General features: G+C 70.2%; 22 protein-coding genes. 6 read left to right on the top strand and 16 right to left on the bottom strand.

The window, feature by feature from the left end; all coding sequences use genetic code 11:
- From J8J14_RS04710 to rpmI, 14 genes are all read right to left on the bottom strand, one after another.
- A complete protein-coding gene (locus J8J14_RS04710; protein ID WP_209378290.1) occupies positions 1–1,980 on the bottom strand; it encodes an acetyl-CoA carboxylase biotin carboxylase subunit in 1,980 nt (659 codons plus the stop codon).
- Between the two features lie 5 nt (positions 1,981–1,985).
- The gene (locus tag J8J14_RS04705) at positions 1,986–3,608 is read right to left on the bottom strand and encodes a carboxyl transferase domain-containing protein (RefSeq protein ID WP_209378289.1); all 1,623 of its coding nucleotides are present in this window, start codon (positions 3,606–3,608) and stop codon (positions 1,986–1,988) included.
- The gene (locus tag J8J14_RS04700; protein WP_209378288.1) at positions 3,608–4,777 is read right to left on the bottom strand and encodes an isovaleryl-CoA dehydrogenase; all 1,170 of its coding nucleotides are present in this window, start codon (positions 4,775–4,777) and stop codon (positions 3,608–3,610) included. Before J8J14_RS04700 ends, J8J14_RS04705 begins: the two co-directional genes overlap by 1 nt.
- A 188-nt stretch (positions 4,778–4,965) precedes the next feature.
- On the bottom strand, positions 4,966–7,260 hold the full coding sequence (gene xdhB, locus J8J14_RS04695) for a xanthine dehydrogenase molybdopterin binding subunit (RefSeq protein ID WP_245215377.1): 2,295 nt from the start codon (positions 7,258–7,260) through the stop codon (positions 4,966–4,968).
- A gap of 8 nt (positions 7,261–7,268) precedes the next feature.
- Positions 7,269–8,645 carry a xanthine dehydrogenase small subunit gene (locus J8J14_RS04690; RefSeq protein WP_209378286.1) on the bottom strand — a complete coding sequence of 459 codons (1,377 nt, stop codon included), beginning with the start codon at positions 8,643–8,645 and terminating at the stop codon, positions 7,269–7,271.
- 67 nt (positions 8,646–8,712) lie between these two features.
- Positions 8,713–9,075 carry a response regulator gene (locus tag J8J14_RS04685; protein WP_209378285.1) on the bottom strand — a complete coding sequence of 121 codons (363 nt, stop codon included), beginning with the start codon at positions 9,073–9,075 and terminating at the stop codon, positions 8,713–8,715.
- Positions 9,076–9,197: 122 nt separating this feature from the next.
- On the bottom strand, positions 9,198–10,193 hold the full coding sequence (locus J8J14_RS04680) for a tripartite tricarboxylate transporter substrate binding protein BugD (protein WP_342452386.1): 996 nt from the start codon (positions 10,191–10,193) through the stop codon (positions 9,198–9,200).
- Positions 10,194–10,287: 94 nt separating this feature from the next.
- Entirely contained in the window at positions 10,288–12,093 is a 1,806-nt protein-coding gene (gene lepA / locus J8J14_RS04675) for a translation elongation factor 4 (RefSeq protein WP_209378284.1), read from the bottom strand.
- 119 nt (positions 12,094–12,212) lie between these two features.
- A complete protein-coding gene (locus J8J14_RS04670) occupies positions 12,213–12,992 on the bottom strand; it encodes a potassium channel family protein (RefSeq protein ID WP_209378283.1) in 780 nt (259 codons plus the stop codon).
- 105 nt (positions 12,993–13,097) lie between these two features.
- Positions 13,098–13,688: a peroxidase-related enzyme gene (locus J8J14_RS04665; RefSeq protein ID WP_209378282.1), complete on the bottom strand. Its 591-nt coding sequence runs from the start codon at positions 13,686–13,688 to the stop codon at positions 13,098–13,100.
- A gap of 70 nt (positions 13,689–13,758) precedes the next feature.
- Positions 13,759–16,254: a phenylalanine--tRNA ligase subunit beta gene (gene pheT / locus J8J14_RS04660; protein ID WP_209378281.1), complete on the bottom strand. Its 2,496-nt coding sequence runs from the start codon at positions 16,252–16,254 to the stop codon at positions 13,759–13,761.
- Positions 16,255–16,264: 10 nt separating this feature from the next.
- Positions 16,265–17,350: a phenylalanine--tRNA ligase subunit alpha gene (gene pheS / locus J8J14_RS04655; protein ID WP_209378280.1), complete on the bottom strand. Its 1,086-nt coding sequence runs from the start codon at positions 17,348–17,350 to the stop codon at positions 16,265–16,267.
- Between the two features lie 145 nt (positions 17,351–17,495).
- Positions 17,496–17,867 carry a 50S ribosomal protein L20 gene (rplT, locus tag J8J14_RS04650; protein ID WP_209378279.1) on the bottom strand — a complete coding sequence of 124 codons (372 nt, stop codon included), beginning with the start codon at positions 17,865–17,867 and terminating at the stop codon, positions 17,496–17,498.
- An 18-nt stretch (positions 17,868–17,885) separates the two neighbouring features.
- On the bottom strand, positions 17,886–18,092 hold the full coding sequence (gene rpmI / locus J8J14_RS04645) for a 50S ribosomal protein L35 (RefSeq protein ID WP_073132793.1): 207 nt from the start codon (positions 18,090–18,092) through the stop codon (positions 17,886–17,888).
- A gap of 216 nt (positions 18,093–18,308) precedes the next feature.
- Between rpmI and J8J14_RS24870 the strand changes: the two genes are divergently transcribed.
- The 6 genes from J8J14_RS24870 (at position 18,309) to J8J14_RS04620 (ending at position 24,088) form a co-directional block, all read left to right on the top strand.
- The gene (locus J8J14_RS24870) at positions 18,309–19,046 is read left to right on the top strand and encodes a metallophosphoesterase family protein (RefSeq protein ID WP_245215418.1); all 738 of its coding nucleotides are present in this window, start codon (positions 18,309–18,311) and stop codon (positions 19,044–19,046) included.
- Between the two features lie 4 nt (positions 19,047–19,050).
- Positions 19,051–20,463: a serine/threonine protein kinase gene (locus J8J14_RS04640; protein WP_342452385.1), complete on the top strand. Its 1,413-nt coding sequence runs from the start codon at positions 19,051–19,053 to the stop codon at positions 20,461–20,463.
- On the top strand, positions 20,460–20,999 hold the full coding sequence (locus J8J14_RS04635) for a deoxycytidylate deaminase (protein ID WP_209378277.1): 540 nt from the start codon (positions 20,460–20,462) through the stop codon (positions 20,997–20,999). Before J8J14_RS04640 ends, J8J14_RS04635 begins: the two co-directional genes overlap by 4 nt.
- Before the next feature lie 47 nt (positions 21,000–21,046).
- Positions 21,047–21,877 carry a diaminopimelate epimerase gene (gene dapF, locus J8J14_RS04630; protein ID WP_209378276.1) on the top strand — a complete coding sequence of 277 codons (831 nt, stop codon included), beginning with the start codon at positions 21,047–21,049 and terminating at the stop codon, positions 21,875–21,877.
- Positions 21,878–22,172: 295 nt separating this feature from the next.
- Positions 22,173–23,288, top strand: coding sequence for a signal recognition particle-docking protein FtsY (gene ftsY / locus J8J14_RS04625; RefSeq protein WP_456307505.1), 1,116 nt, complete (start codon positions 22,173–22,175; stop codon positions 23,286–23,288).
- On the top strand, positions 23,288–24,088 hold the full coding sequence (locus J8J14_RS04620) for a creatininase family protein (RefSeq protein ID WP_209378274.1): 801 nt from the start codon (positions 23,288–23,290) through the stop codon (positions 24,086–24,088). Before ftsY ends, J8J14_RS04620 begins: the two co-directional genes overlap by 1 nt.
- Here J8J14_RS04620 and J8J14_RS04615 read toward each other — a convergent pair.
- Both J8J14_RS04615 and J8J14_RS04610 read right to left on the bottom strand, forming a co-directional pair.
- Positions 24,085–24,516: a hypothetical protein gene (locus tag J8J14_RS04615; RefSeq protein ID WP_209378273.1), complete on the bottom strand. Its 432-nt coding sequence runs from the start codon at positions 24,514–24,516 to the stop codon at positions 24,085–24,087. The two genes, J8J14_RS04620 and J8J14_RS04615, sit on opposite strands and share 4 nt — an antisense overlap.
- Complete coding sequence (locus J8J14_RS04610; protein ID WP_209378272.1) at positions 24,513–25,085, bottom strand: NUDIX hydrolase; 573 nt, start codon at positions 25,083–25,085, stop codon at positions 24,513–24,515. Before J8J14_RS04610 ends, J8J14_RS04615 begins: the two co-directional genes overlap by 4 nt.
- Between the last annotated feature and the right edge of the window lie 50 nt (positions 25,086–25,135).

The following is a 25,135-nucleotide window of genomic DNA, read 5'->3' as shown; positions in this document are numbered from 1 at the left end:
CTACGCCATCGAGACCAGTTCCGCCCCATCCTCCACCAGTTCGCCTGGGGTGCAGAGGACGGCGTCCACCACCCCCTCAGCGGGCGCGGTGATCCGCATCTGCACCTTCATCGCCTCCAGCACGAGCAGCACGGCGCCACGCGCGACGGTCTGGCCGGGGGAGACGAGCACCTCCAGCACCTTGCCCGGCATGGGAGCAAGGATGCGCCCGGCGGCTGGCCCCTCCGCCCCGGCAGGCGCCAGCGGGTCCGCCACCCTGAGCATATGGGTGGAACCTTCGGCGAAGACGGCGAGCCGGTCCTCCCGGCGCTGGACGCGGGCCGGCAGCACGCGCCCGTCGAGCCGGAGGGAAAAGCTCCCTTCGGCTCCCGGCACGGCGGTCACCTCCGCGGCTCCTTCGGGCAGGTCGAGGCGAAATCCGCCGGGTAGGATATGGGCGCGCAGCACATGCCGCGCCTCTCCATCGATCAGGTGGAAATCCTGGTAGCCGTCCCCATTCAGCCGCCAGGCCGTCGCGGCGCCCCAGGGTGAGTGAGGATCGGCCGGGTCTGCCGCATCCCTCGCGGCTCCCTCGGCCAGGAGCCCTGCCACGGCGGCCGCCAGGACGGTGCGCGACGCGGCGCCGGCCGGGGCCAGCAACGTCTCGCCGTGGCGGGCGATGAAGCCGGTATCCAGCTGCCCCGCCCGGAACTCCGGCTCGGCCGCGATGGCGCGGAGGAGGCGGAGGTTGGTGGCGGGGCCCACGATCTCGGTGCTGGCCAGGGCGCGGGAGAGCCGGGCAAGCGCCGCCCCCCGGTCCGGCCCGTGGGCGATGATCTTGGCGATCATCGGGTCGTAATGGATGGTCACCGCGTCGCCCTCGCGGATGCCTGTGTCAACGCGAATGCCGCCCGCCTCGGCCGGGAAGCGCAGATGCTCGATGCGGCCGGTGGAGGGGGCGAAGTCCCGCGCCGGGTCCTCCGCATAGAGCCTGACCTCGATGGCATGGCCCTGGATGCGGAGCCCGTCCTGCAGAAGCGGAAGCGGCTGGCCGGCGGCGACGCGAAGCTGCCACTCGACCAGGTCCTGCCCGGTGATCGCCTCGGTCACCGGATGCTCCACCTGCAGGCGGGTGTTCATCTCCATGAAGGCGAAGCTGTCACCCTCGGCGATGAACTCCACCGTGCCCGCGCCGACATAGCCGATGGCCCGCGCCGCATCGCAGGCGGCCCGCCCCATCGCCTCGCGCCGGGCCGGGTCCATGCCCGGGGCCGGAGCCTCCTCCACCACCTTCTGATGGCGCCGCTGGATGGAACAATCCCGCTCGAAGAGGTGGACGGTGTTGCCCCGGGTATCCGCGAAGACCTGGATCTCGATGTGGCGCGGACGGGTGAGATAGCGCTCCAGCAGCACATGGTCGTCGCCGAAGGCGGAGCGGGCCTCCCCCTTGGCGAGCGCCAGCCCGGCCTCCAGCCCCTCGGCCGCCTCGACGACCTTCATCCCCTTGCCGCCGCCGCCCGCGCTCGCCTTGATCAACAGCGGGTAGCCGATGCGCTCGGCTTCGTGGCGCAGCGTGTCGGGGGACTGGTCCGCGCCATGATAGCCAGGCACCAGCGGGACGCCCGCCTTCTCCATCAGCGCCTTGGCGGCGGATTTGGAGCCCATGGCGCGGATGGCGGCGGGCGGCGGGCCGATGAAGGTGATGCCGGCCGCCGCGCAGGCCTCGGCGAACTCCGCATTCTCCGAGAGGAAGCCGTAGCCGGGGTGGATCGCCTCGGCCCCGGAGGCGAGAGCGGCCTCGATGATGGCATCGATGCGCAGATAGCTCTCCCGCGCGGGTGCGGGGCCGATCCTGCGGGATTCATCGGCCATGGCGGCGTGCATCGCGCCCGCATCGGCATCCGAATGCACCGCGATGCTGCGGATGCCCAGCCGCCGCGCGGTGCGGATCACCCGGCAGGCGATCTCGCCGCGATTGGCGATGAGGATGGTTCCGAACATGGCGGTCACATCCGGAACAGGCCGAAGCCCGGGGCGCGGCCTGCCCAGGATTCGATCGGCGCGTTGAGCGAGGCGGAAAGGGCAAGGGCCAGCACGGTGCGGGTTTCCGCCGGGTCGATGATGCCGTCATCCCAGAGCCGCGCGGTGGCGTAGTAGGGATGGCCCTGGGTCTCGTACTGCTCCCGGATCGGCGCCTTGAAGCGCTCTTCCTCCTCGGCGCTCCACTGGCCGCCCTTCGCCTCGATCCCGTCGCGCCGGATGGTGGACAGAACGGAAGCCGCCTGCTCCCCGCCCATCACGCTGATCCGCGCGTTGGGCCACATGAAGAGGAAGCGGGGGGAATAGGCGCGGCCGCACATGCCGTAATTGCCCGCGCCGAAGCTGCCGCCGATCACCACGGTGAATTTGGGTACGGTCGCGGTGGCGACCGCGGTCACCATCTTCGCGCCGTCCTTGGCGATGCCGCCGCTTTCATATTTGCGGCCCACCATGAAGCCCGTGATGTTCTGCAGGAAGACCAGCGGAATGCCGCGCTGGCAGCACAGCTCGATGAAATGCGCTCCCTTCTGCGCGCTCTCCGAGAAGAGGACGCCGTTATTGGCGATGATGCCCACGGGATAGCCATGCAGCCGCGCGAAGCCGGTGACGAGGGTGGGACCATAGAGGGGCTTGAACTCGTCGAACTCCGAGCCGTCCACCAGCCGCGCGATCACCTCCCGCACGTCATAGGGCTGGCGCGGATCGGAAGGAATCAGCCCGTGGATACCGGCGGGGTCGTGCAGCGTGGGGCGGGGCGGGGCGATGTCCAGCGTCACCGGCTTGCGACTGTTCAGCCCGGCAACAATGCGGCGCGCGATCCCCAGCGCATGCGCGTCACTTTCGGCCATGTGGTCGGTCACGCCGGAGATGCGGGAATGCACTTCCGCGCCGCCCAACTCCTCGGCACTCACCACCTCGCCGGTCGCGGCCTTCACCAGTGGCGGGCCAGCCAGGAAGATGGTGCCCTGGTTGCGGACGATCACGCTCTGGTCCGACATTGCCGGCACATAGGCACCGCCCGCGGTGCAACTGCCCATCACCACCGCGATCTGCGGGATCCCCCGCGCCGACATGTTCGCCTGATTGAAGAAGATGCGGCCGAAATGGTCGCGGTCCGGGAAGACCTCGTCCTGGTTTGGCAGGTTCGCGCCGCCCGAGTCCACCAGGTAGAGGCAGGGCAGGCGGTTCTGCTCGGCGATTTCCTGGGCGCGCAGGTGCTTCTTGACCGTCAGCGGGAAGTAGGTGCCGCCTTTGACCGTCGCGTCATTGGCCACGATCATGCACTCGCGCCCGGAGACGCGGCCGATGCCCGTGATGAGCCCCGCCGAGGGCACCTCATCGCCATACATGCCCTGCGCCGCGAGTTGCCCGATTTCAAGGAACGGAGAGGCCGGGTCGATCAGCGCCCGCACGCGGTCCCGTGGCAGCAGCTTGCCGCGCGCCAGGTGCTTCTCCCGCGCAGCCGCGCCGCCGCCCTGGCGGACCCGCTCGGCCCTGGCGCGCAGATCCTCGACCAGGGCCCGCATTCGCGCCGCATTCTCCGCATGCTCCGGCGAACGTTCATCCGCCGCACTCCGCAACACCGGCATCACGCGGTCTCGGCGAAAAGCTCGCGGCCGATCAGCATGCGGCGGATCTCGCTCGTGCCGGCCCCGATCTCGTAGAGCTTGGCGTCGCGCAGCAGCCGGCCCGTCGGGTAGTCGTTGATATAGCCATTGCCGCCAAGGCACTGGATTGCTTCCAGTGCCATCCAGGTCGCCTTCTCGGCGGCGTAGAGGATGGCGCCGGCCGCGTCCTTGCGCGTGGTCTGGCCGCGGTCGCAGGCCCTGGCCACGGCGTACACATAGGCCTTCGCGGCGTTCATCACCGTGTACATGTCGGCGATCTTGCCCTGCATCAGCTGGAATTCGCCGATTGGTTTCCCGAACTGCCGGCGGTCATGGACATAGGGCAGCACCACATCCATGCAGGCCTGCATGATGCCGGTGGGGCCGGCGGCGAGCACTGCGCGTTCATAATCCAGACCGCTCATCAGCACGTTCACGCCGCGCCCCTCGGCGCTGAGCACATTCTCGGCGGGCACCTCGCAATCCTGGAAGATCAGCTCGCAGGTGTTCGATCCGCGCATGCCCAGCTTGTCCAGCTTCTGCGCGGTGGAGAAGCCGGGAAAGCCCTTCTCGATCAGGAAGGCGGTGATCCCGCGGGGCCCCGCATCCGGGTCCGTCTTCGCGTAGACCACGAGCACATCGGCATCCGGCCCGTTGGTGATCCACATCTTGTTGCCGTTCAGGACGTAGCGGTCGCCCTTGCGCTCCGCGCGCGTGCGCATCCCCACAACGTCGGAGCCCGCGCCGGGCTCGCTCATCGCCAGCGCGCCAACATGCTCGCCGGAGATAAGGCGCGGCAGGTAGCGGCGCCGCTGCTCCTCGCTCCCGTTCCGCACGATCTGGTTCACGCAGAGATTGGAATGCGCGCCATAGGAGAGCGCGACGCTGGCCGAGGCGCGGCTCAGCTCCTCCATCGCGACGCAATGCTCCAGATAGCCCATGCCGGCGCCGCCATATTCCTCCGGCGCCGTGATCCCGAGAAGGCCGAGATCACCGAACTTGCGCCAGAGATCCATGGGGAACTCGTTGCTGCGGTCGATGTCCGCCGCGCGGGGCGCGATCTCGTCGGCGGCGAAGGCGGCCACCTGCTCGCGCAACGCATCGGCCGTCTCGCCGAGCCCGAAATCGAGTCCGCGGAAGCTGTTGCTCATGCACCGCCCTCTGGCCGTTCCTCGTCCCGCTCATCCGGCGGGGTTCGGGGAACGGTATGGGGCAGGAAGCCGCTTCGCAAGCGGCAGGCGTTCCTGCCGGTCCGGCACCTGTCGCCCCAGCCGTGCAGGATGCAAACGCAGCATCCCACTAGAGGCACGGAACAATCTTCCGCGGGGCTCGCGGCGGGTCAGCCGCCGGCGCCGGGCCTCCCGCCTGCGGCGCGCGCCGCCATGAGCAGTCGCTCCGGCGTGGCAGGCAGGTCGAGGTGTTCCACCCCCGCCGCGTCGCAGAGCGCGTTCCAGACAGCAGTCGCCAGCATCACCGGGGGTTCGCCCACCGCCTTGGAGCGGAAGATCGTCTCCGCCCGCGCGGGCGCGCCTTCCAGCATCTGCACATGGAACTCCGGCGGCACGTCGCGTGAGCCCGGGATCTTGTAGGTGGAGGGGCCAAGCGTCCGGAGCCGGCCTTCCGCATCCCACCAGAGCTCCTCGCAGGTCAGCCAACCCAGCCCCTGCACAAACGCGCCCTCGATCTGCCCGCGATCCACCGCCGGGTTGAGCGAGGCGCCACAATCCTGGGCGAGGTCGGCCCGGAGCAGCCGGTGCTCGCCCGTCAGCAGGTCCAGCTCCACCTCGGCGATCGCTGCGCCGTAGGAGAAGTAGAAGAAGGGCTGTCCCCGCAGCCTCACCGGATCCCAGTGAATGCCCGGCGTTCGATAGAAACCGGTGGAGGAGAGCGAGACCCGCGCCTGAACGCAGCGATGCGCCAGCTCGCCGAAGCGCATGCGGTGGTTGCCCGCCAGGACCTCCCCCTCCTCGAACCGGACATCCCCGGGGGACACGCCCCATTCCGCGGCGGCCTGTTCGGCCATGCGGTGGCGGATCGTCATGGCCGCCAGATGGGCAGCCCAGCCGTTGAGGTCGGATCCCGTGCTGGCGGCGGTGGGCGCTGTGTTCGGCACCTCCGCCGTGCTGGTCGCGGTGATCCGAACCCGTTCCACCGGTACGCCGAACACGCCTGCCACGACCTGCGCGACCTTGATGAACAGGCCCTGGCCCATCTCCGTGCCGCCATGGTTCAGCCGGATCGAGCCATCCTCATACACATGCACCAGCGCGCCGGCCTGGTTCATGGACATGATGCCGAAGGAGATCCCGAAGGCGAGGACGAAGCTCCCCAACCCCCGCCGGACGACTTCATGGGAGGCGTTAAAGGCATCCACCTCCGCGCGCCTCCGCTCCCATTGCGCACCGTCGCGGCATTCTGCCCAGACACGACGGATCAGGTCGCCCTCCAGCGCCTGGCCATAGGGCGTCTCCTCGCCATTCCCACCGCCTGCCAGGTTGCACTCGCGCACGGCCTCCTGGCTGCGGCCCAGGGCACGGGCGACATGGCGGGTCACCTCTTCCATCAGCAGCACGCCCTGGGGGCCGCCGAAGCCGCGGAACGCGGTGTTGCTTACCGTGTTGGTCTTGCAGGCCAGGCCGGTGATGGTCACGTCCGGCACGTCCAGGCAGTTCAGCGCATGGGTCACCGCCCGGAACACCACCCCGCCCGAAAGGTCCAGGCTGTGCCCGCCATCCGCGGCCAGGGTGGCGTCCAGCGCCAGGATGCGGCCGTTCCCGTCGAAGCCCGCCTCCCAGCGGAACAGCATCGGGTGGCGCTTTCCGGTGGCGGCGATGTCCTGGTTGCGGCCAAGCCGGAGCTTCACCGGGCGGCCCGTATGCCGCGCGGCCAGGGCGGCGCAGGCCGCGACCCAGGAGGCATTGCTCTCCTTCCCCCCGAAGCCCCCGCCCAGCCGCCGCACTTGCACCGAGATTCGGTTCTGGTCGCAGCCGAGGACGCGCGCCGCGACATGCTGCACCTCGGTCGGGTGCTGGGTGGAGGAATGGATCACCAGATCCCCGTCCTCGCCCGGCACGGCAAGGGCGATCTGCCCCTCCAGGTAGAAATGCTCCTGCCCACCGGCCTGGAACTGGCCGGAGAGCCGGTGGGGCGCCGCTTCCAGCGCCGCCCGCGCATTGCCCCGCGCCAGCACCATCGGGGGCATCAGGAGAGAACCGGCCTCCAGCGCCTCCTCCACGGAGAGGACAGGGCGCAGCGGCTCGATGGTGGGGCGCAGGGCGGCGGCGCCGGCCAGGGCGGCATCGCGGCTTTCCCCGACAACAATGGCGAGGGGCTGCCCCCAATGTTCGACCAGCCCTTCGGCCAACATGACCTCCGGCGCCTTGCCGGCCTGGGCGATGTCGTTGCGCCCGGGAATCTCGGCCGCGCCCAGCACGGCCACCACCCCCGGCGCCGCGCGCGCGGGGGAGAAGTCCAGTGGGGCAAGGCGCCCATGGGCGACAGGGGAGAGGACGAGCGCGGCGTGGAGCAGGCCCGGGGGCGCCGGGATGTCGTCGGTGAAGCGCGCCTCGCCTGTTGCGTGTCTGAGCGCGCTGTCCTGCCGCAGGGCGGCGCCAGGGCCGCTACGCCGGGCCATGCCGTCCATCACGCCGCCTCCGATGCGCGGTGCCAGAGCCGGCGCAGCAGGTTGCCCGCCACGATCCGACGATAGGCGGCGCTGCCCCGGAGATCGGAGAGCGGAGCGATCGCGCCTTCCAGCGCCGCCGCGGCCGCTTCCACCACCTCCCGGCTCCAGGCCTGGCCGGTAAGGGATGCCTCCGCCGGCGCGCAACGCGCCGCCCGGGGCCCTGTGCCGCCGAGCGCGACCCGGGCCGCGACGACGCGGCCGGCCTTCAGCGTGAGCAGCGCGGAGAGGCCCACGGTGGCAATGTCCTGGTCCGGCCGCTTCGAGAGCTTCTCGGCCGCGAAAAGGCTTCCGGCGGGTGGCCGGGGGATCCAAACCTCCCGGATCACCTCTCCCGGCCCGAGCGCGTTCTGGCGATACCCCGTGAGGAAGGTCTCGACCGGCATCACGCGCTCCCCGGAGAAGCCTGCCAGGCGCAGGGTGGCACCCAGAGCAATCAGTGGCGGCAGGGCGTCTCCGATCGGTGAGGCGGTGCCGAGATTGCCGCCCAGCGTTCCCATTCCGCGGATCTGCCGGGAGCCGAGGCGGCGCAAAAGAGCCACAAGCGGAATGTAGCCCGGCTCCGCCGCGATAGCGGCAAGAAGCCGGCGATAGGTGACGGCGGCTCCCACCCGGAGGCCCGCAGGCGTCACCTCCAGCTGCTTCAGCTCCGGAACATCGGAAAGGCAGATCACGACGGGCGGCGCTTCCCGACGCTCGGAGACGCGCAGCCCCAGATCTGTCCCGCCGGCCAGCAGCCAGGCTTCCGGATGCGCGGCGCGAAGCTCCAGCAGCTCCCGCAGCCTGTCCGGCCGGTGAAAGACCTGCCCTGGTGACTCAAGCTGCCTTGCGGTGGCGGCGGGGGCGGGCGGGGGCGCGGCCCCATCATCCTCAAGCGCCGCGAAAGCTTCGACGATGGGGCGGTACCCCGTGCAGCGGCAGAGATTTCCGGCAAGCGCGTCATGCGGATCGCCGCCTTCGCGCGCATGGGCCCAGGCGGTCATCACGATGCCGGGGGTGCAGAAGCCGCATTGGGTGGCATCGGCTTCGGCAAGGAGGCGCTGGACCGGATGGGGGGAGCCCGCCGGGCCCCGCAGGCCCTCTACTGTCCGGATCCGGTGGCCATGCATCTGGCCGAGAAGGGCAAGGCAGGCATTCACCGGAACGCGTGACCCATCCGCCTCCTCGATCACGACGGTGCAGGCGCCGCAATCCCCCTCCGCGCAACCCTCCTTGGTGCCGGTCAGCCCCGCCGGACCCCGCAGCCAGTCAAGCAGGGTCATGGTCGGCGATGTGGCTGCCGGCAGTGAACGCGGCGCGCCGTTCAGGGTGAAGGCGATGGGGCCGGATGTGTTCATGAAGGGAGCCTAGCAGGGTCCGTGCCGGGCCAGCATCCCGCCACGGCTCCGGGGCTCCGGGTAACGATCAGCCCATCGGGAGGCGGGCGAGGGCGGCCGTGAGATCCTCGGGCGCATAGGGCTTGGCGAGCACGGGGACGCCGACCAGGCGCTGGGGCAGGCCCGCCGCGCCGTAGCCCGAAGCCACCACGAAGGGCACTTCCAGCTGGATCAGGCGATCGGCCACGGGCTCCGAGGTTTCCCCGGCCAGGTTGAGATCGAGCACGGCGAGATCAGGCCGCTGCGCGTCCAACATGGCGAGGGCTTCGGAAACGGTCGCCACCGGGCCCAGCACGACAACGCCGGCATCGGCCAGGGTGTCTTCCACCAGCATCGCCACCAGCGTTTCGTCCTCGACCACCAGAACACGTCGCCCGGCGAGGCTTGCCATTCAGACCGTCTCCATCCGCCCGGGCATCCTGGGACACCCGTTTCCATTCATGCCGAACGGGGTGGCGCCCGGCCGCCCCTCTGTCAAGGGCGGCCGGCAACCGTTTCGTCCGGCGAGTCAATTCAGTCCGCGTATTGTCCCGCGGCCTGGATGATCGGCCGCCACTTGGCGATGTCGGCCTGCCAGTAGCGGCGATGGGCTTCCGGAGTCGCCATTTCCTGGCTCACCGGGGCGGTACCCAGCTCGGCGAAGCGCGCCACCAGCCGGTCTTCGCGCAGGGCGACCTGCAGGGCGCGGGAGAGCCGGTTGACGATGGCGGCATCCGTGCCCTTCGGCGCGTACAGCCCGTGCCAGACCGAAACCTCGAAGCCGGGCAGGCCGGCCTCGGCCGCGGTCGGCAGGTTCGGCAGGGCGGCGTTGCGGGTGCTGGTGGTGACCGCGAAGGCCTTCACCGAACCGGAGTTGATCTGCTGGGTGGTGTTGGTGGTCTGGTCGCACATCACGTCCACCGTGCCGCCGATCAGGTCCGTCATGGCCGGGCCGGTGCCGCGATAGGGGACGGTGGTGAGCTGCGTCTGGATCGCGGATTGCAGCAGCAGCCCGCAGATATGGGAGGCCGCGCCCACGCCGGCATTGGCCAGGTTCACTTCCGCCTTCCGCTCGCGCAGCACCTTGACCAGCTCGGCCAGGTTGTTCGCGGGGAAGTCCTTCTTCGTAATGATCGTCATCGGCACCTCGGTGACGAGGCCGATCGTCTCGAACCCGTTCACCGCGTCATAGGACAGGCGGCGGTACAGGGATGGGGTGGTGCCCATGCCGATATGGTGCAGCAGCAGGGTGTAGCCATCGGGCCGGGCCTGGGCGACGCGCTGGGCACCCAGCGTGCCACCGGCGCCGCCGACATTCTCCACCACCACGGGCTGGCCGAGATCGCGGGACATCACCTCGGCCACGAGGCGCGTGACCACATCCGTGGGACCGCCGGCGGCGAAGGGGACGATGATCGTGATGGGGCGGTTCGGATAGGCGGCCTGGGCCTGGGCGAGGCCGGGAAGCAGGGCCGGGGCGGCAAGGGCGGTCGCGAGAAGAAGCGCGCGGCGGCGCGTCATGGGCACCATGAACGTAAACTCCCGTTGATGGCTCGCGGTCGCAAGAAAAGCCCTCCGCTGTCAAGCGGGTTCCGGGGGCGCAACGGCACCCCCGGCGCAACATTCAGCTGTCCATCTTAAGGGCGGCGATAAAGGCGCTCTGCGGGATCTCCACCTTGCCGAACTGCCGCATGCGCTTCTTGCCCTCCTTCTGCTTCTCCAGGAGCTTGCGCTTGCGGGAAATGTCACCACCGTAGCACTTCGCCGTCACGTCCTTGGACATGGCGCCGATGGTTTCGCGCGCGATCACGCGGCCGCCGATCGCCGCCTGGATCGGGATCTTGAAGAGCTGGCGGGGGATCAGCTCCTTCAGCTTCTCGCAGATGGAGCGCCCGCGGCGTTCCGCCTGGGTGCGGTGCGCCATGAAGGAGAGGGCGTCCACCGGCTCGTTGTTCACGAGGATGGAGATCTTCACGAGATCGCCTTCCTCATAACCGTCCATCGCGTAGTCGAAGCTGGCATAGCCGCGCGAGATCGACTTCAGCCGGTCGTAGAAGTCGAACACCACCTCGTTCAGCGGCAGGCGGTAGACCGCCATGGCGCGGCTGCCGACATAGGTGAGTTCCACCTGCTGCCCGCGCCGCTCGCTGCAGAGCGTCAGGATGTTGCCCAGATACTCGTCGGGCACGAAGATCGTCGCCTTGATCCAGGGTTCCTGGATGCTGTCGATCGAGACGATGTCGGGCATGTCCGCAGGGTTGTGGAGGTCGCGCTCCTCCCCGTTCGTCATCTTCAGCTTGTAGACGACGCTCGGCGCCGTCGCGATCAGGTCCAAGTCGAACTCGCGCGACAGCCTCTCCTGGATGATCTCCAGATGCAGCAGCCCGAGGAAGCCGCAGCGATAGCCGAAGCCCAGCGCCGCGCTGCTCTCGGCCTCATAGTGGAAGGAGGCGTCGTTCAGCCGCAGCTTGCCCAGGCTGTCACGCAGCTTCTCGAAATCATCGGCATCCACCGGGTAGAGGCCGCACCACACAACCGGGATGGAGGGCTTGAAGCCGGCCAGCGGCTCGGCGGCCGGGTTGCGGTCATCGGTGATGGTGTCGCCGACATTGGTCTCGGCCACGGTCTTGATGGCGGCCGTGATGTAGCCCATCTCGCCCGGCCCGAGGCTATCCACGCCCTGCATCTTCGGCCGGAACACGCCGACCTGCTCGACCACATGGGTGGAGCCCGCGGCCATCATCCGGATCTTCTGGCCCTTGCGGAGATGCCCGTCCTTCACCCGCACGAGGATGACCACGCCCAGGTAGGGGTCGTACCAGCTATCCACCAGCAGCGCCTTCGTGGGGGACGCGGCATCGCCCTTGGGCGGGGGAAGGCGGGTGACGATCGCCTCCAGCACGCCCTCGATGTTCAGCCCGGTCTTGGCCGAGATCATCACGGCGTCGTCGGCCGGCAGGCCCACCACGTCCTCGATCTGTTGCTTCACCCGGTCCGGCTCCGCGGCCGGCAGGTCCACCTTGTTCAGGATCGGGACGATCTCATGCCCGGCATCCAGCGCCTGGTACACATTGGCGAGGGTCTGCGCCTCCACGCCCTGGGAGGCGTCCACCACCAGCAGCGAGCCCTCGCAGGCCGCGAGCGAGCGCGAGACCTCATAGGCGAAGTCCACATGGCCCGGCGTGTCCATCAGGTTCAGGACATAGTCCTGCCCGTCCTGGGCGCGGTAGTTCAGGCGCACGGTCTGCGCCTTGATGGTGATGCCGCGCTCCTTCTCGATATCCATGTTGTCCAGCACCTGCTCCGTCATCTCGCGGGAGGACAGGGCGCCGGTGTTCTGGATCAGCCGGTCGGCCAGGGTGGACTTGCCATGGTCGATATGGGCGATGATCGAGAAGTTGCGGATGCGGTCGAGGGGCGTATCGGTCATCGGGTTCCGGGCCGTGGGGCTGGTGGGCCCCCAGCCTTGTCAAAGGGCCAACTGGGGCGTCTCAGCCCCTCAGATAAGGCAGCGAGGCGCCGGGGCCAAGCGCGGCGCGGGCCTGCGCCTCAGCTATCCTCGTCCGGGATGTTGAGGATCTGCCCACAGGCCTTGCAATGCACCGCGTCCGGCTCGTGCCGCTGAAGCCCGCAGGTGGGGCAGGGGTAGCGGACCTTGGCGGGCCGGAACAGCGCCTGGGCCAGCCGCAGGAACAGCGTGACCCCGCAGAACATGATGATGACGCTCAGCAGCCGCCCGGTCCGGCCGGGCAGTGTGATGTCGCCGAAGCCGGTGGTCGTCAGGGCCGTGATGGTGAAATACAGGGCATCGGCGTAGTCGGCGATCTGCGGGTTGAAGCGGTACTGGGTCTCATAGACCAGCCCGGTCATGATGAAGATGAAGACCAGGAGGTCGGTTCCGGCCACCACCGTGTCCTGGTTGCTGCGGAACCCGGGGAAGTCGCGCGCCAGCCGGTTCAGCAGCCGGGGCGAGCGGAGCAGGCGAAGCACCCGCAGCGCGCGCAGGAACCCCGCGGCGGCCCCCAGGGCCGGGATGAGGAAGCAGATGATCGCCACCGCATCCGCCAGGCTGGCCGGGTGGACCAACTCGTGCCACGGGCGGGGGTTGGCGCGCAGCCGGGCGTAGAACTCCGCCAGGAGAACCAGGCCGAGCACGGTGTCCGCCACCTCGACCGCCGTCGTCCGCTCGATGAAGGAGGTAGCGATGATGAAGACCAGCGTCAGCGCATCGAGGACCAGGAGGGCGTAGCGGTACCGCACCGCCCGGGCCGTTTCCCGGAAATAGAGCTCCCGGAACAGCTTCCGGTCGGCCGGGAGGGCGTGCTGCATGGGCTGGCCAGGCGCGTGATACGGCACTTTCATTGGTGGAACCGGGCCGCGTTCGCCGTCATGCCTTTCGCATATCGGAACAGGGCCCGGCGGGGAAGTACGGCCTCAGCGCCGGCCGAGCATATGGAATTCCGCGTTGGGGCGCAGATCCGTGGCGTTGGCCAGGCGGTTGGACATGGAGAAGAAGGCGGCGATCGCCCCAATGTCCCAGGCCTCGTCCTCGGTGAAGCCGGCCTCCGCCAGGGCGCGGTGATCCTCATCCCCGACCAGATGCGACTGGGTGGCGACCTTCAGCGCGTAATCCAGCATCGCCCGCTGGCGCGCCGGCAGCCCGGCCTTGCGGTAATTCGTGGCCACGAGGTCCGCCACCACGGGGTCCTTGGCCCGCACGCGCAGGATCGCCCCGTGGGCGACGACGCAGTACTGGCAGCCATGGGCGGCCGAAACCGCCACCACGATCATCTCGCGCTCCGCCGCCGTCAGCCCCTCGCGCTTTTCCATCAGCGCGTCGTGATAGGCGACGAAGGCGCGGAACTCCTCAGGCCGCCGGGCGAGGAGGAGGAAGACATTGGGAACGAACCCCGCCTTCTCCTGCACGGCCAGGATCCGGGCGCGGATATCCTCGGGCAGCGAGCCCAATTCGGGCACGGGATAGCGGAAGGGGCGGGGGGCTTCCCGGCTGGATTCGGCGGCCATGGGCGTTTCCGTATGGTGGGCACCCGCCAGGGCGGGCGCGCCACCAGGCTAGACCGCCCCTGCCATGGGGTCAGCCCCGCAGGCTCGCCCCGGTGGCTTTCGTGACCGCGGCGACGACCTTGGCGATCACCGCCTCGATTTCCGCATCCGTCAGCGTGCGCTCGCGCGGCTGCAGCACGACCTCCAGCGCCAGCGAGACCTTGCCCTCAGGCAGGCGGTTGCCCGCGTAGCGGTCGAAGAGCGAGACCTCGGCCACCAGGTTTCGCTCCGCCCCCCGCGCCGCGCGGAGCAGCGCATCGGCCTGGACCGTGGAATCCACCAGGAAGGCCAGGTCGCGCCGGACAGGCTGGAATGCGGGCAGCTCCGGGGCGGACTTCTTTTTCCGCTTCGGATCCGGGATGGAGTCCAGCAACACCTCGAACGCCACAGCCGGGCCATCGATCCCCAGGGCGGACAGCACCCGCGGATGCAGCTCCCCGAACCGCGCCAGTGGCAGCTTCGGCCCGCTGCGAAGGATGCCGGAGCGGCCGGGATGGTAGTGGCCGGGTGCGTCCGTGGTGACCGTCAGCGCCGCCGGGGCGATCCCGAGCGCGAGCAGCACGGCCAGGGCATCGCCCTTCGCGTCCAGCGCATCCACGGCGCGCTGCGGCTCGGACCAGTGGCGGGGCGTGCGGCCGATCCGCACCCCGGCCGCCGTGTTCAGCTGCCCCTCGGGCGAAGGCGCAAGGTAGGAGGCGCCGATCTCGAAGAGCGACACGTCCGGATAGCCGCGCGCCGCGTTCCGCCCTGCCGCCTGGAGCAGCGTGGCGACAGGGGTGGGGCGCATCTGGTCCAGATCGGCCGCGATGGGGTTCTCCACCCGAAGCGCGTCCGGAACCTCACCGAAATAGCTGGCGATACCCCGGGCGGCGAAGCCGAAGGTCACGGCTTCGGCCAGCCCGCGGGAGGCCAGCACCCGCCGGGCAAGAACCGTGCGGGACTGGCGCGGCGTGAGGGAGGGCAGGGGCAGGCGCCCCTCCGCCGGGAGGGAAACGGCGGGAATGGCGTCCAGCCCCTCCAGCCGCAGCACCTCCTCCAGCAGGTCGCACTCAGCCTCCACCGCATCGGCGCCCTCGGCCGCGGCCCTGGCGCGAGCTGGGTCTATTCCAGGCTCCTGCGTCAGCTCCGTCCCGCCGGCACGATAGGCCGAGCCGGAGGAGGCGATGTCGTTGCGCCAGGAGGGGACGGCCACCGTCACCTGGGCGGCGTCTCGGGCCAGCACGCTGAAGCCGAGGCGTTCCAGCGAGGCGACGGCGCCCTCAGGCGGGATGGAGGAGCCGCCCAGCCCGGCGATCCGCTCGAAGCGGAGCGTGGCCTGGCGCTGCCAGGCCGGTTCCGCGCCGGCCTCGGTGATGGTGCTGGGCTCGCCGCCGCAAAGCTGCATCACCATGCGCGTGGCGGCCTCGATCATCGCGCGCTGCGCGGCCGGGTCCAGCCCGCGCTCGTTCCGCGCGCGGGCATCGCTATGCACCTGGTGCCGGCGCCCGGTAAGGGCGATGCGCACGGGATCGAAGAGCGCGCACTCGATGAAGACCTCGCGCGTGGTCTCGTCGCAGCCCGTCGTTTCGCCGCCGACGATGGCAGCCAGGCTTTCCACCCCGGCCTCGTCGGCGATGACGATGTCCTCGGGGGTCGGGCGATAGGTCTTGCCGTTCAGCGCCAGGTATTCGTCGCCCTCGCGCCCCAGCCGCATGGTGAGGGTGCGGCCCTTTACCTTGGCCACGTCGAAGACGTGCAACGGCCGCCCGAGATCGAAGGTGAAGTAGTTGGTGATGTCCACCAGCACGTTGATCGGGCGCAGCCCGATCGCGGTCAGCCGGTCCTGCATCCACTTGGGCGAGGGGCCATTCGTCACGCCGCGCACCGCCCGGCCGAAGACCTGGATGCAGGCGCGGGGATCCTCGATCACCCATTCCAGCGGCGTGGGATAGGCCGGCGCCACCGGTTCCGCCCCCCAGGGCTTCAGCGTCCCGAGGCCGGCAGCGGCGAGGTCGCGCGCGACCCCGCGCACGGAGAGGGCATCGCCGCGATTCGGGGTGACGCTGATCTCGATGACCGGGTCGCCCAGCCCGGCCCATTCGGCATAGGGGGTGCCGACCGGCGCATCCTCGGGCAAGTCCACGATTCCGCTGTGGTCGTCGCCCAGCCCCATCTCGCGGGACGACAGCATCATCGCCTCGCTCTTCACGCCGCGAATCTCGCCCGCCTTGAGGGTGATGCCGGTCCCCGGCACGAAGGCGCCGGGTAGGGCCGCCACGCCCTTCATGCCCGCCCGCGCATTCGGCGCGCCGCAGACAACGGACCGCAGGGTGCCGTCCCCCACATCCACCTTCAGCGCACGGAGCCGGTCCGCATTCGGGTGCTGCTCCGCCTCCACCACATGGGCGATGCGGAAAGGGGCGAGGGCGGCAGCGCGGTCCTCCACGCCCTCCACCTCCAGGCCGATGGTGTTGAGGGTGGCGAGGATCTGCTCGAGCGTCGCCTCGGTCTCGAGGTGGTCGCGCAGCCAGGACAGGGTGAACTTCATCTTTCGACCCTCAGGCGGCGTCGTGCAGGGTGAAGGGGGAGAGCGGGCTGGTGGCGTAGTGGCGCAGCCAGCGGAGGTCGGCCTCGTAGAAGGGGCGCAGATCGGGGATGCCGTGCTTCAGCATGGTGATGCGCTCGATCCCCATGCCGAAGGCGAAGCCCTGCCACACGCGCGGGTCCAGCCCGACATTGGCCAGAACCTTCGGGTGGACCATGCCGCTGCCCAGGATCTCCAGCCAGTCGCCGCCCTGGCCCAGCTCGCCGGTCTTGCGGCTCCAGCCGATATCCACCTCCATCGAGGGCTCGGTGAAGGGGAAGTAGCTGCTGCGGAAGCGAACGGGCAGGTCGGCAATGCCGAAGAAGGCCCGGAGGAAGTCCACCAGCGTGCCCTTGAGGTGGCCCATATGGATGTCGCGCCCGATCACCAGCCCCTCGACCTGATGGAACATCGGGGAATGGGTCGCGTCATGGTCGGCGCGCCAGGTGCGGCCGGGCACGATCACGCGGATCGGCGGCTCCTGGGTCAGCATGGTGCGGATCTGCACGGGGCTGGTGTGGGTGCGCAGCACCGGGCGCCGCGCGCCGGGCTCGGGCGCGGTCAGGTAGAAGGTGTCGTGGTCCTGCCGGGCCGGGTGGTGGTCCGGGATGTTAAGGGCGGAGAAGTTATGCCAGTCCCCCTCGATATCCGGCCCCTCGGCCACCGCGAAGCCCATGGCGCCGAAGAGGGCGATCAGCTCCTCCATGGTGCGGGAGATCGGGTGGATGCTGCCGGCGTCGGGGCCCGTGGGTGCGGAGGGGCGGGGGGGCAGGGACACGTCCATCCGCTCGGCGGCCAGGCGCGCATCCAGGGCGAAGGCCTCCAGCGTCACGCGCCGGTTCTCCAGCGCCCGCTCGATCTCGCCCTTCAGCACGTTCACCTGCGCGCCGCGCGCCTTGCGCTCATCGGGCGGCAGGGCGCCCAGGCTCTTGAGCAGCGCGGTCACCTCGCCGCTCTTGCCTAGCGCGGAGACGCGCACGGCATCCAGCGCGCGGGGATCCGCCGCCTCCGCGATGGCGGCCTCGATCGAGGCGCGCAGCATGTCGAGATCGTCAGCCATTCCCGAACCTGATCCTTTGGCCCCGGCCTGGGGCCGGCGGGCGCTTGATATGCCAAGGGCCGCGCCGCTGGGAAATCCCAGCGGAAGCGGCCCTTGGCGTTCATTCAGAAAGGATGCCCCGCCGCGCCGGGCGGGGCGCCCGGCTTCAGGCGGTCTGCTGAGCCGGGAGGGACGCCTTGGCCTTCTCGACGAGGGCCGCAAAGGCGGTGGCGTCGTCATAGGCGATCGCGGACAGGACCTTGCGGTCCAGCTCGATGCCGGCAGCCTTCAGCCCGGCGATGAAGCGGGAATAGACGATCCCGTTCTCGCGGCAGGCCGCGTTGATGCGCTGGATCCACAGGCCGCGGAAATCGCGCTTCTTGTTGCGGCGGTCGCGATAGGCGTACTGCAGCGCCTTCTCGACCCGCTCGAGAGCGGGGCGGTAGGCGGTGGAAGAACGGCCAACATAGCCCTTGGCGAGCTTGAGGACCTTCTTGTGACGGGCGTGGGCGGTAACGCCGCGCTTAACACGAGCCATGTGTCTGTCTCCTCTCGCTTACCGGGGCAGGCCGTAGGGCAGCCACTGCATGACGGTCTTGGCGTCCTGGTCGCGCAGCACCTGGTTGCCGCGGTTCTGGCGCTTCACCTTCTGCGAACGGGCGGAGAGGTTGTGGCGCTTCTTGCCGGGGCCAGCGAGCACCTTGCCCGTGGCCGTGATCTTGAAGCGCTTCTTGGCCGAAGACGTCGTCTTCATCTTGGGCATTTGGGTCCTCCTATAGGCGGGGGATGGACGGCCCCACCTTGCGCCGCCCTCCTGCGAGGACAGGCCGCACCATGCGGCGGGGGCCGGGACCACGGCCGGGCAGCCCAGAGAAGCCCGGGGCGCGTGGAGGGCGCGGTATAGGGGATGGGCAGGGCGCGGGCAAGTGTCATGCCGGTGCTGGCATCGGCCCGCCACAGGTACCAACATATCCCGGTGATGATCGCCATCCTCTCCGACATCCACGGCAACCGCGAGGCGCTTTCCGCCTGCCTGGCCCATGCCGACCGAGCGGGTGCCACCCGCTATGTCTTCCTGGGCGACTATGTCGGCTATGGCGCCGACCCCGCCTGGTGCCTGCGCACGGTGATGGACCGGATCGCCCATGGCGCGGTGGCGATACGGGGAAACCACGACCAGGCCATCTTCTCCCGCAACCACCGCATGAACGGCCGCGCCGCCGCCGCGATCGAGTGGACCCGGGCCCAGCTGAGCCCGGACGCCGCCACCTTCCTGAAAAGCCTGCCGCTGGAACATGCCGAGGAGGACCGGCTCTATGTCCATGCCGATGCCTCCGACCCGGAAGCCTGGCGCTATGTCACAAGCCCCGAGGAGGCACGGCGGAGCCTGGAGGCCACGCCGGCCCGGGTGACCCTCTGCGGGCATGTGCATGTTCCCTGGCTCTTTGGCCTTACCGCCACGGACAAGTGCACCGCCTTCCGCCCGGCCCATGATGCCCCGGTGCCGCTTTCGCGGCCCCGCCGCTGGCTGGCCGTGATGGGCTCGGTCGGCCAGCCCAGGGATGGCGACCCCTCTGCCTGCTACGGGCTGCTGGACCCGGACGCAGCGGAGCTGCGCTGGATTCGCGTGCCCTACGACGTGGATGCGGCGGCCGAGAAGATCCGCCGCGCCGGCCTGCCGGAGAGCCTGGCCGACCGGCTTCTGGTGGGGCGCTGACCCCGTGCCGCATCGTCGCCCCCGCCAGGGCCAGGTGATCGACGGCTTCACCCTCGGCGCGCCGCTGCGCGAGGGTGGGATGGCCTCGATCTTCGAGGTGACGCATCCCGACCATTCCATGCCGCTGCTGATGAAGCTGCCGCATCTGGACGGGCTGGACCCTGCGCATATCGTGTCCTTCGAGATGGAGCAGATGATCCTGCCCCGCCTCACCGGGCCGCATGTGCCGGAATTCGTGGCTGCAAAGGGATTCGAGGCGCCGAATCCCTATCTGGTCATGGAGCGGATTCCCGGCGCCTCTCTCCTGACCCGCCTGCGCGAACTTCCGCTTCCGCTCGACGAGGTGGCGGCGATCGGTGCCAAGGTGGCGCTCGCCCTGGCCTCGCTGCACCGCCAGCGCGTCTCTCATCTGGACGTGAAGCCCGCGAACATCCTTTTCCGCCGCACCCCGGACGGGCTGCGAGGCGATGCGGTGCTGGTGGATTTCGGGCTCTCGCACCACGGCAAGCTCCCCGACCTGATCGAGGAGGAGTTCCGCATCCCCTATGGCACCGCCCCCTACATGGCGCCGGAGCAGGCCATGGGGCAGCGAAGCGAGCCGCGGAGCGACCTCTTCGCGCTGGGCGTGCTGCTCTACCAGCTCGCCACGGGGTTCCTGCCCTTCGGGGAGCCTCTGCACCTGCGCGCCGTGCGCCACCGGCTCTGGCGCGATCCCGTTCCGCCGCGCCGGCTGCGTCCGGAGATCCGCCCCTGGATGCAGGAGGTGATCCTGCGCTGCCTGGAGGTGGACCCGGCCCGAAGGCACCCAACCGCTGCCCAGCTGGCCTTCGATCTGCGCAACCCCGAGGCCGTGCGGCTGGGGCCGCGTGCCGCGCGCACGCGGCGCGACAGCTGGCTCAAGCTGCTGGAACGGCGCTTCAACCGGGACCGCAGCCTTCGGACCGGGCGCCCCGCCGTCACCTCCCATGCCGCACCGATCGTCGCGGTGGCCGTGGACCTGAGGGAGCAGACCGCCCCCCTGGCCGAGGCCCTGCGGACCAGCGTGGGCAATGTGCTCCGCACCCTGCCCGGCGCGCGCGTGGCCTGCCTCAACGTGCTGCTGGACGGCTATATCCGGGGAGATGCTCCCCATGACTCGGCCGGACGCTCCGCCCGCGTCCAGCGCCTGGCGGAGCTGCGCCATTGGGCCGCGCCGCTTGGGCTGGAGGAGGGACAGATCACCTTCCATGTACTGGAGGGTTCGAGCGCGGCGGAGGCGCTGCTGGAATATGCGGAGGCGAATGGGGTGGATCACGTGGTGATGGGCGCGCGTGCCAATTCGATGCTCCGGACGATGTTGGGATCGGTTTCGGGGGAGGTGGCGGCCCGCGCTCCGTGCAGCGTCACCGTGGTCCGGGCGCGGGAGATGCCGGCATGAACGCCGAGCAGGGCGTGACCCTGACCCATTGGGACCGCCGCTACCTGCGCCTTGCCGCCCATATCCGCGACTGGTCGAAGGACCCGCGCGGCCGGGTGGGCGCCGTGATCGTCGCGCCGGAGCTGAACCGCATCGTCGCCACCGGGTTCAACGGCTTCCCCACGCGGATCGAGGACGACATGGACCGGCTTTCCGACAAGCCGACCAAGCTGGACATGATGGTGCATGCCGAGCAGTCGGCCCTGCTCTTCGCCGGGCGGGAGGCGCGGGGATGCACCCTCTACGTCGTCGGCAAACCCGTCTGCAACCACTGCGCCGTGCTCTCGATCCAGTCCGGCATCCGGCGCGTGGTGGCCTCTCCGCCGCGCCTGGGCACGCGCTCTGAATGGGACCGCCGCGGGCATATCTCGGCCAGGCTCTTCGCCGAGGCGGGATTGCGGTTCGACGCGGTGCCCGAGGTTCTGCTGGCCGAGCTGCTGCCGGGCGAGGCCGGCGGGGCGAGCACGCTCGATCCCACCCCGACCCCCTCCGGATAGGCCTGCCGCTTCCGGCACGGCCCTGCGGCGCCTATATCGGCTCCGCGATGATCATTCCCTTCCGCAAGATGCACGGCCTTGGCAACGACTTCGTCGTGCTGGACGCACGCCGGGCGCCGCTGCCCGTCACGCCCGCACGCGCCGCCGCCATCGCGGACCGCCACCGGGGAATCGGCTGCGACCAGCTCATTATCATGGAGCCGGGCAGGGAAGGGGCGGACCTGTTCATGCGGATCCTGAACCCTGACGGTTCCGAGGCCGGGGCATGCGGCAACGCCACGCGCTGCATCGCCGATCTGGCGATGGCCGAGGCCGGGACGGAAGCCGTCACCATTCGCACCATCTCGGGCCTGCTGCCCTCCGAAACCCTGCCCGGCGGGATCATCCGCGTCGATATGGGGCCGGCCCGGCTGGGCTGGGCGGATGTGCCCCTGGCCCGGGAAATGGATACGCTGCACCTGCCCCTTTCGGCCGATGGCGTCTCCGATCCCGCCGCCTGCTCCATGGGCAATCCGCACGCGACCTTCTTCGTGCCGGATCTGGACGCCATCGATGCGGCCCGGATCGGCCCGGCCTTGGAGCACGACGCGCTCTTTCCCCAGCGGGCCAATATCGGCTTCGTCCAGGTCCTGGCCCCGGACCACATCCGCCTCGTGGTGTGGGAGCGCGGTGCGGGGCTGACGCTCGCCTGCGGCTCCGGCGCCTGCGCGGCCCTGGTGAACACGGCCCGGCGCGGCCTGTGCGGCCGGGCCGCCACCGTGTCGCTGCCCGGCGGAGACCTGCACATCGAATGGCGCGTTGACGGGCATGTGCTCATGTCCGGCCCGACCGCCACGGCCTTCACGGGCATGATCGAGCTGGACGCCTACCCCGCCTGAGTCGCGGCGGCTTCGGAGAGGAGACGAAATGGCGCTGAAGGACCTCTGGAGCCGGCTGACGGGCAGGGCGGGCACGCCCGAAGCGCCCACGCCCCCCGTCACCGAGCCGGAAGCGCCGCCCGTCGCGCCCCCGCCCGCCGAGGCGCCACCGCCGGTCCGGGAGCCGGGGACGGAACCGGGGCAGGGCGACCCGCCCGCATCGCCTCCTCCGGTCGAGGCACGTCAGCCGGACCATCTCCTTCCCTCGGTGACCGGGATCGCGGGATTCGCCCCGCCGCAGCTCGCCCCCATGCCCATGGAGGGCGGCTTCCCGCAGGCCCCGGGCCCTGCCATGCCGAGCATCCCGGAGGAACCGAAGCTCGGCGAGCCCGTCGGCGCCCAGGCCGGCATCCCGCCCGCTTTCACCATGCCGCCCGAGGAACCGACCCCGGAGCCAGAGGAGCCGATCCCCGAGCCGCCCGTGCCGATCCCGGAGCCCGAACCGGCCGCGGCGGGCGGCTTCTTCGCGCGGCTCAAGGCAGGGCTCTCCCGCTCCACCGCCAAGCTGACCGAGAACCTGACCGGCCTGTTCCGCAAGCGCCGGCTGGACGATGCCGCGCTGGAGGAGCTGGAGGAAACCCTCATCACCGCCGATCTCGGCCTTCCCGCCGCCCAGCGCATCGTGGCCGGCTTCCGCCGCACGCGCTTCGGGAAGGAGGTGGGCGACGATGAGGTGAAGGCGGCACTGGCCGACGAGATCGCCGCCATCCTCGCCCCCGTCGCCCAGCCACTGCAGCCGGACTGGGGAAAGAAGCCCTATGTGGTCCTCGTCGTCGGCGTGAACGGCACCGGAAAGACCACCACGATCGCGAAGCTGGCGCAGAACTACCGCGCCGAGGGCCGCAGCGTGATGATGGCGGCCGGCGACACCTTCCGCGCCGCCGCCGTGGAGCAGCTGCAGATCTGGGGCGAGCGCACCGGCAGCACCGTCATTGCTCCGGCCAAGGAGGGCGCCGATGCCGCCGGCCTCGCCCATGAGGCGCTGCAGCGCGCCCGGGGCGCAGGCGCTGACATCCTGCTGATCGACACGGCCGGTCGGCTCCACAACAAGGCCGGTCTGATGGAAGAATTGCGCAAGGTCGTGCGCGTTCTCCGCAAGCTCGACCCGGACGTGCCCCATGCTGTCCTGTTGGTGCTGGACGCCACCACCGGCCAGAATGCCGTGCAGCAATGCAAGGTGTTCCGCGAGATGGTGGACGTGACCGGGCTCGTCGTGACGAAGCTCGATGGTTCCGCCAAGGGCGGCGTCGTTGTCGCGCTGGCCGAGGAATTCGGCCTTCCCGTGCATGCCGTGGGCGTGGGCGAGACCGCCGCTGACCTGCGGCCCTTCGAGGCACGCGACTACGCCCGTTCGCTGGTGGGACTTTCCTGATGACCGAAGTGCGCTGGGAGCGGCTGACCGCGCCCGAGATCAAGGAATGGGCCGCGCGCGACGCGGTGGTGATGCTGCCCGTCGCGGCGCTGGAGCAGCATGGCCCGCATCTGCCGGTCTGGACCGACAGCCTGATCGGGCATGCCTCCTGCATCCGCGCGGCGGAGCTGGTGGCGGAAGATGCCCCCGCTCTCGTCCTGCCCCCGATGTGGCAGGGCATCAGCGAGCATCACCTGCCCTTCGGCGGCACGATCAGCCTGGACTTCCGGACGATGCAGGCGGTGATCGCCTGCGTGGCGAAATCCATCATGGCCTGCGGCTTCCGCAAGCTGTTCCTGGTGAACTCCCATGGTGGGAACATCGAGCCGCTGATGGTCATCGCGCGCGAGCTCGGCGCGGAGATGGGCATTCCCGTGGTCACCACCACCGTGCACCAGGCCGCGGCGGCCGCGATCGCCTCCATCCTGGAGACACAGCCCGGCACCCAGCATGCCTGCGAGGCGGAAACGAGCCTCTGGCTCGCGCTTGAACCGGACCAGGTGCGGAAGGACGAGGTGGCGGGTGCGCTCTCCAATGGCGGCCCTTCCGTCGGCGGCAGCGCCTTCCAGCGCTTCTGGTCCTTCGCCGAGCGCGCGCCGGTGACGGGCGTGCGGGGCGATCCCCGCGCCGCCACGGCCGAAAAGGGGGAGCGCATTCTCGCCGCCATCGCGGAAGCCCTCGCGCGCGGCTTGCGGGACGAGGCGCTCTGGGCGACCCCGGACGATGTCTGGACTCCGGGCCGCGCCCAGCGCCCGGCCTAGTAGGAGAAGGGAATGTTCATCCGGGCGCCGGCCGCCGGCTCTCGATAGAGGCTGTCCCGCTCCCGCGTGTACTCGTTGTCGGACTGGACCCGGGCATCGGGGAGGTTCCGGGGCCGGATGAGGTCTGGCCGCAGCCGTGCGGTTTCCGGCTCGAAGGGTCCGCGCGGCGCCTCGATCGAGCGATCCGGCATCGGCGCGATGTCCGCGCGCGGGGCGGGCGTGGGTGGTGGAGGCGGCGGCGCCTGGATCGCGGGCGGTGTAGCCCGGCGCGCGGAACGCCGGCGCGCCGGGCGCTGTTGCTGGCGGCGGGCCGGGGCGGCCGCTGGCCGTGGCGCCTCGGTTTCCTGGACCAGCAGGATGGCTGGGGAGGAAGGCGCTTCGGGCGCCGCGCCGAGCAGCAGGGCCGACAGGGCAAGGGTGGCGATCATCCGGCATCTCCCGCCAGGGCAGGCCCGGCCAGCGGGCGCATGCCACGCGGATCCTCGGGCGGATTGAGCATGGCGGGGCCGGGATGCCCGGCCCCTTCCTTCCAGGCCTGCAAGGCCCAGTGCACGCTCGGGAAGGCGATCTCGGCCCATGGGATTTCATCCCAGGCGAAGGCGCGGACCTCCAGGCTCTCAGGGCCGGGCGCATAGCCGGGCACGGCCAGCCGGGCCCGGAACATCACCTGCACCTGCCCCAGCCGCGCGATGGAGAAGACCGCCAGCACGCCGTCGGTCGCGATCCGGGCGCATGCTTCCTCCCAGGCCTCGCGCCGCGCACCTTCCTCGACCGTTTCGTTCATTTCGAGATAGCCGGCGGGCAGTGTCCAGAAGCCCCGCCTGGGCTCGATCGCCCGGCGACAGAGCAGCACGCCACCCGGCCCCGCCTCGGGGATGGACACCACGGAGCCCACCACGACCTTGGGATTCTCATAAGCGACGAAGCCGCAGTCTCGGCAGGTCAGCCGGTCCCGGTCGTCACCCTCATGCCGTTTTCTCTCGAAAGCACCGGCCATGGGCACAGAATGGCGCCGGGCCTCCCCGGTCACAACCCCAATTGGCGGCG

Origin of the sequence: Pararoseomonas baculiformis, from assembly GCF_017813395.1 — a bacterium.
GTDB lineage: Bacteria > Pseudomonadota > Alphaproteobacteria > Acetobacterales > Acetobacteraceae > Roseomonas > Roseomonas baculiformis.
This window is presented reverse-complemented; position numbering and strand designations above follow the sequence as displayed.

Bases quoted from the DNA above. Each gene is read 5' to 3' on its own strand.
- J8J14_RS04710 (WP_209378290.1), bottom strand. From the start codon at position 1,980: ATGTTCGGAACCATCCTCATCGCCAATCGCGGCGAGATCGCCTGCCGG.
- J8J14_RS04705 (WP_209378289.1), bottom strand. From the start codon at position 3,608: ATGCCGGTGTTGCGGAGTGCGGCGGATGAACGTTCGCCGGAGCATGCG.
- J8J14_RS04700 (WP_209378288.1), bottom strand. From the start codon at position 4,777: ATGAGCAACAGCTTCCGCGGACTCGATTTCGGGCTCGGCGAGACGGCC.
- xdhB (WP_245215377.1), bottom strand. From the start codon at position 7,260: ATGGCCCGGCGTAGCGGCCCTGGCGCCGCCCTGCGGCAGGACAGCGCG.
- J8J14_RS04690 (WP_209378286.1), bottom strand. From the start codon at position 8,645: ATGAACACATCCGGCCCCATCGCCTTCACCCTGAACGGCGCGCCGCGT.
- J8J14_RS04685 (WP_209378285.1), bottom strand. From the start codon at position 9,075: ATGGCAAGCCTCGCCGGGCGACGTGTTCTGGTGGTCGAGGACGAAACG.
- J8J14_RS04680 (WP_342452386.1), bottom strand. From the start codon at position 10,193: ATGGTGCCCATGACGCGCCGCCGCGCGCTTCTTCTCGCGACCGCCCTT.
- lepA (WP_209378284.1), bottom strand. From the start codon at position 12,093: ATGACCGATACGCCCCTCGACCGCATCCGCAACTTCTCGATCATCGCC.
- J8J14_RS04670 (WP_209378283.1), bottom strand. From the start codon at position 12,992: ATGCAGCACGCCCTCCCGGCCGACCGGAAGCTGTTCCGGGAGCTCTAT.
- J8J14_RS04665 (WP_209378282.1), bottom strand. From the start codon at position 13,688: ATGGCCGCCGAATCCAGCCGGGAAGCCCCCCGCCCCTTCCGCTATCCC.
- pheT (WP_209378281.1), bottom strand. From the start codon at position 16,254: ATGAAGTTCACCCTGTCCTGGCTGCGCGACCACCTCGAGACCGAGGCG.
- pheS (WP_209378280.1), bottom strand. From the start codon at position 17,350: ATGGCTGACGATCTCGACATGCTGCGCGCCTCGATCGAGGCCGCCATC.
- rplT (WP_209378279.1), bottom strand. From the start codon at position 17,867: ATGGCTCGTGTTAAGCGCGGCGTTACCGCCCACGCCCGTCACAAGAAG.
- rpmI (WP_073132793.1), bottom strand. From the start codon at position 18,092: ATGCCCAAGATGAAGACGACGTCTTCGGCCAAGAAGCGCTTCAAGATC.
- J8J14_RS24870 (WP_245215418.1), top strand. From the start codon at position 18,309: ATGATCGCCATCCTCTCCGACATCCACGGCAACCGCGAGGCGCTTTCC.
- J8J14_RS04635 (WP_209378277.1), top strand. From the start codon at position 20,460: ATGAACGCCGAGCAGGGCGTGACCCTGACCCATTGGGACCGCCGCTAC.
- dapF (WP_209378276.1), top strand. From the start codon at position 21,047: ATGATCATTCCCTTCCGCAAGATGCACGGCCTTGGCAACGACTTCGTC.
- ftsY (WP_456307505.1), top strand. From the start codon at position 22,173: ATGGAGGGCGGCTTCCCGCAGGCCCCGGGCCCTGCCATGCCGAGCATC.
- J8J14_RS04620 (WP_209378274.1), top strand. From the start codon at position 23,288: ATGACCGAAGTGCGCTGGGAGCGGCTGACCGCGCCCGAGATCAAGGAA.
- J8J14_RS04615 (WP_209378273.1), bottom strand. From the start codon at position 24,516: ATGATCGCCACCCTTGCCCTGTCGGCCCTGCTGCTCGGCGCGGCGCCC.
- J8J14_RS04610 (WP_209378272.1), bottom strand. From the start codon at position 25,085: ATGGCCGGTGCTTTCGAGAGAAAACGGCATGAGGGTGACGACCGGGAC.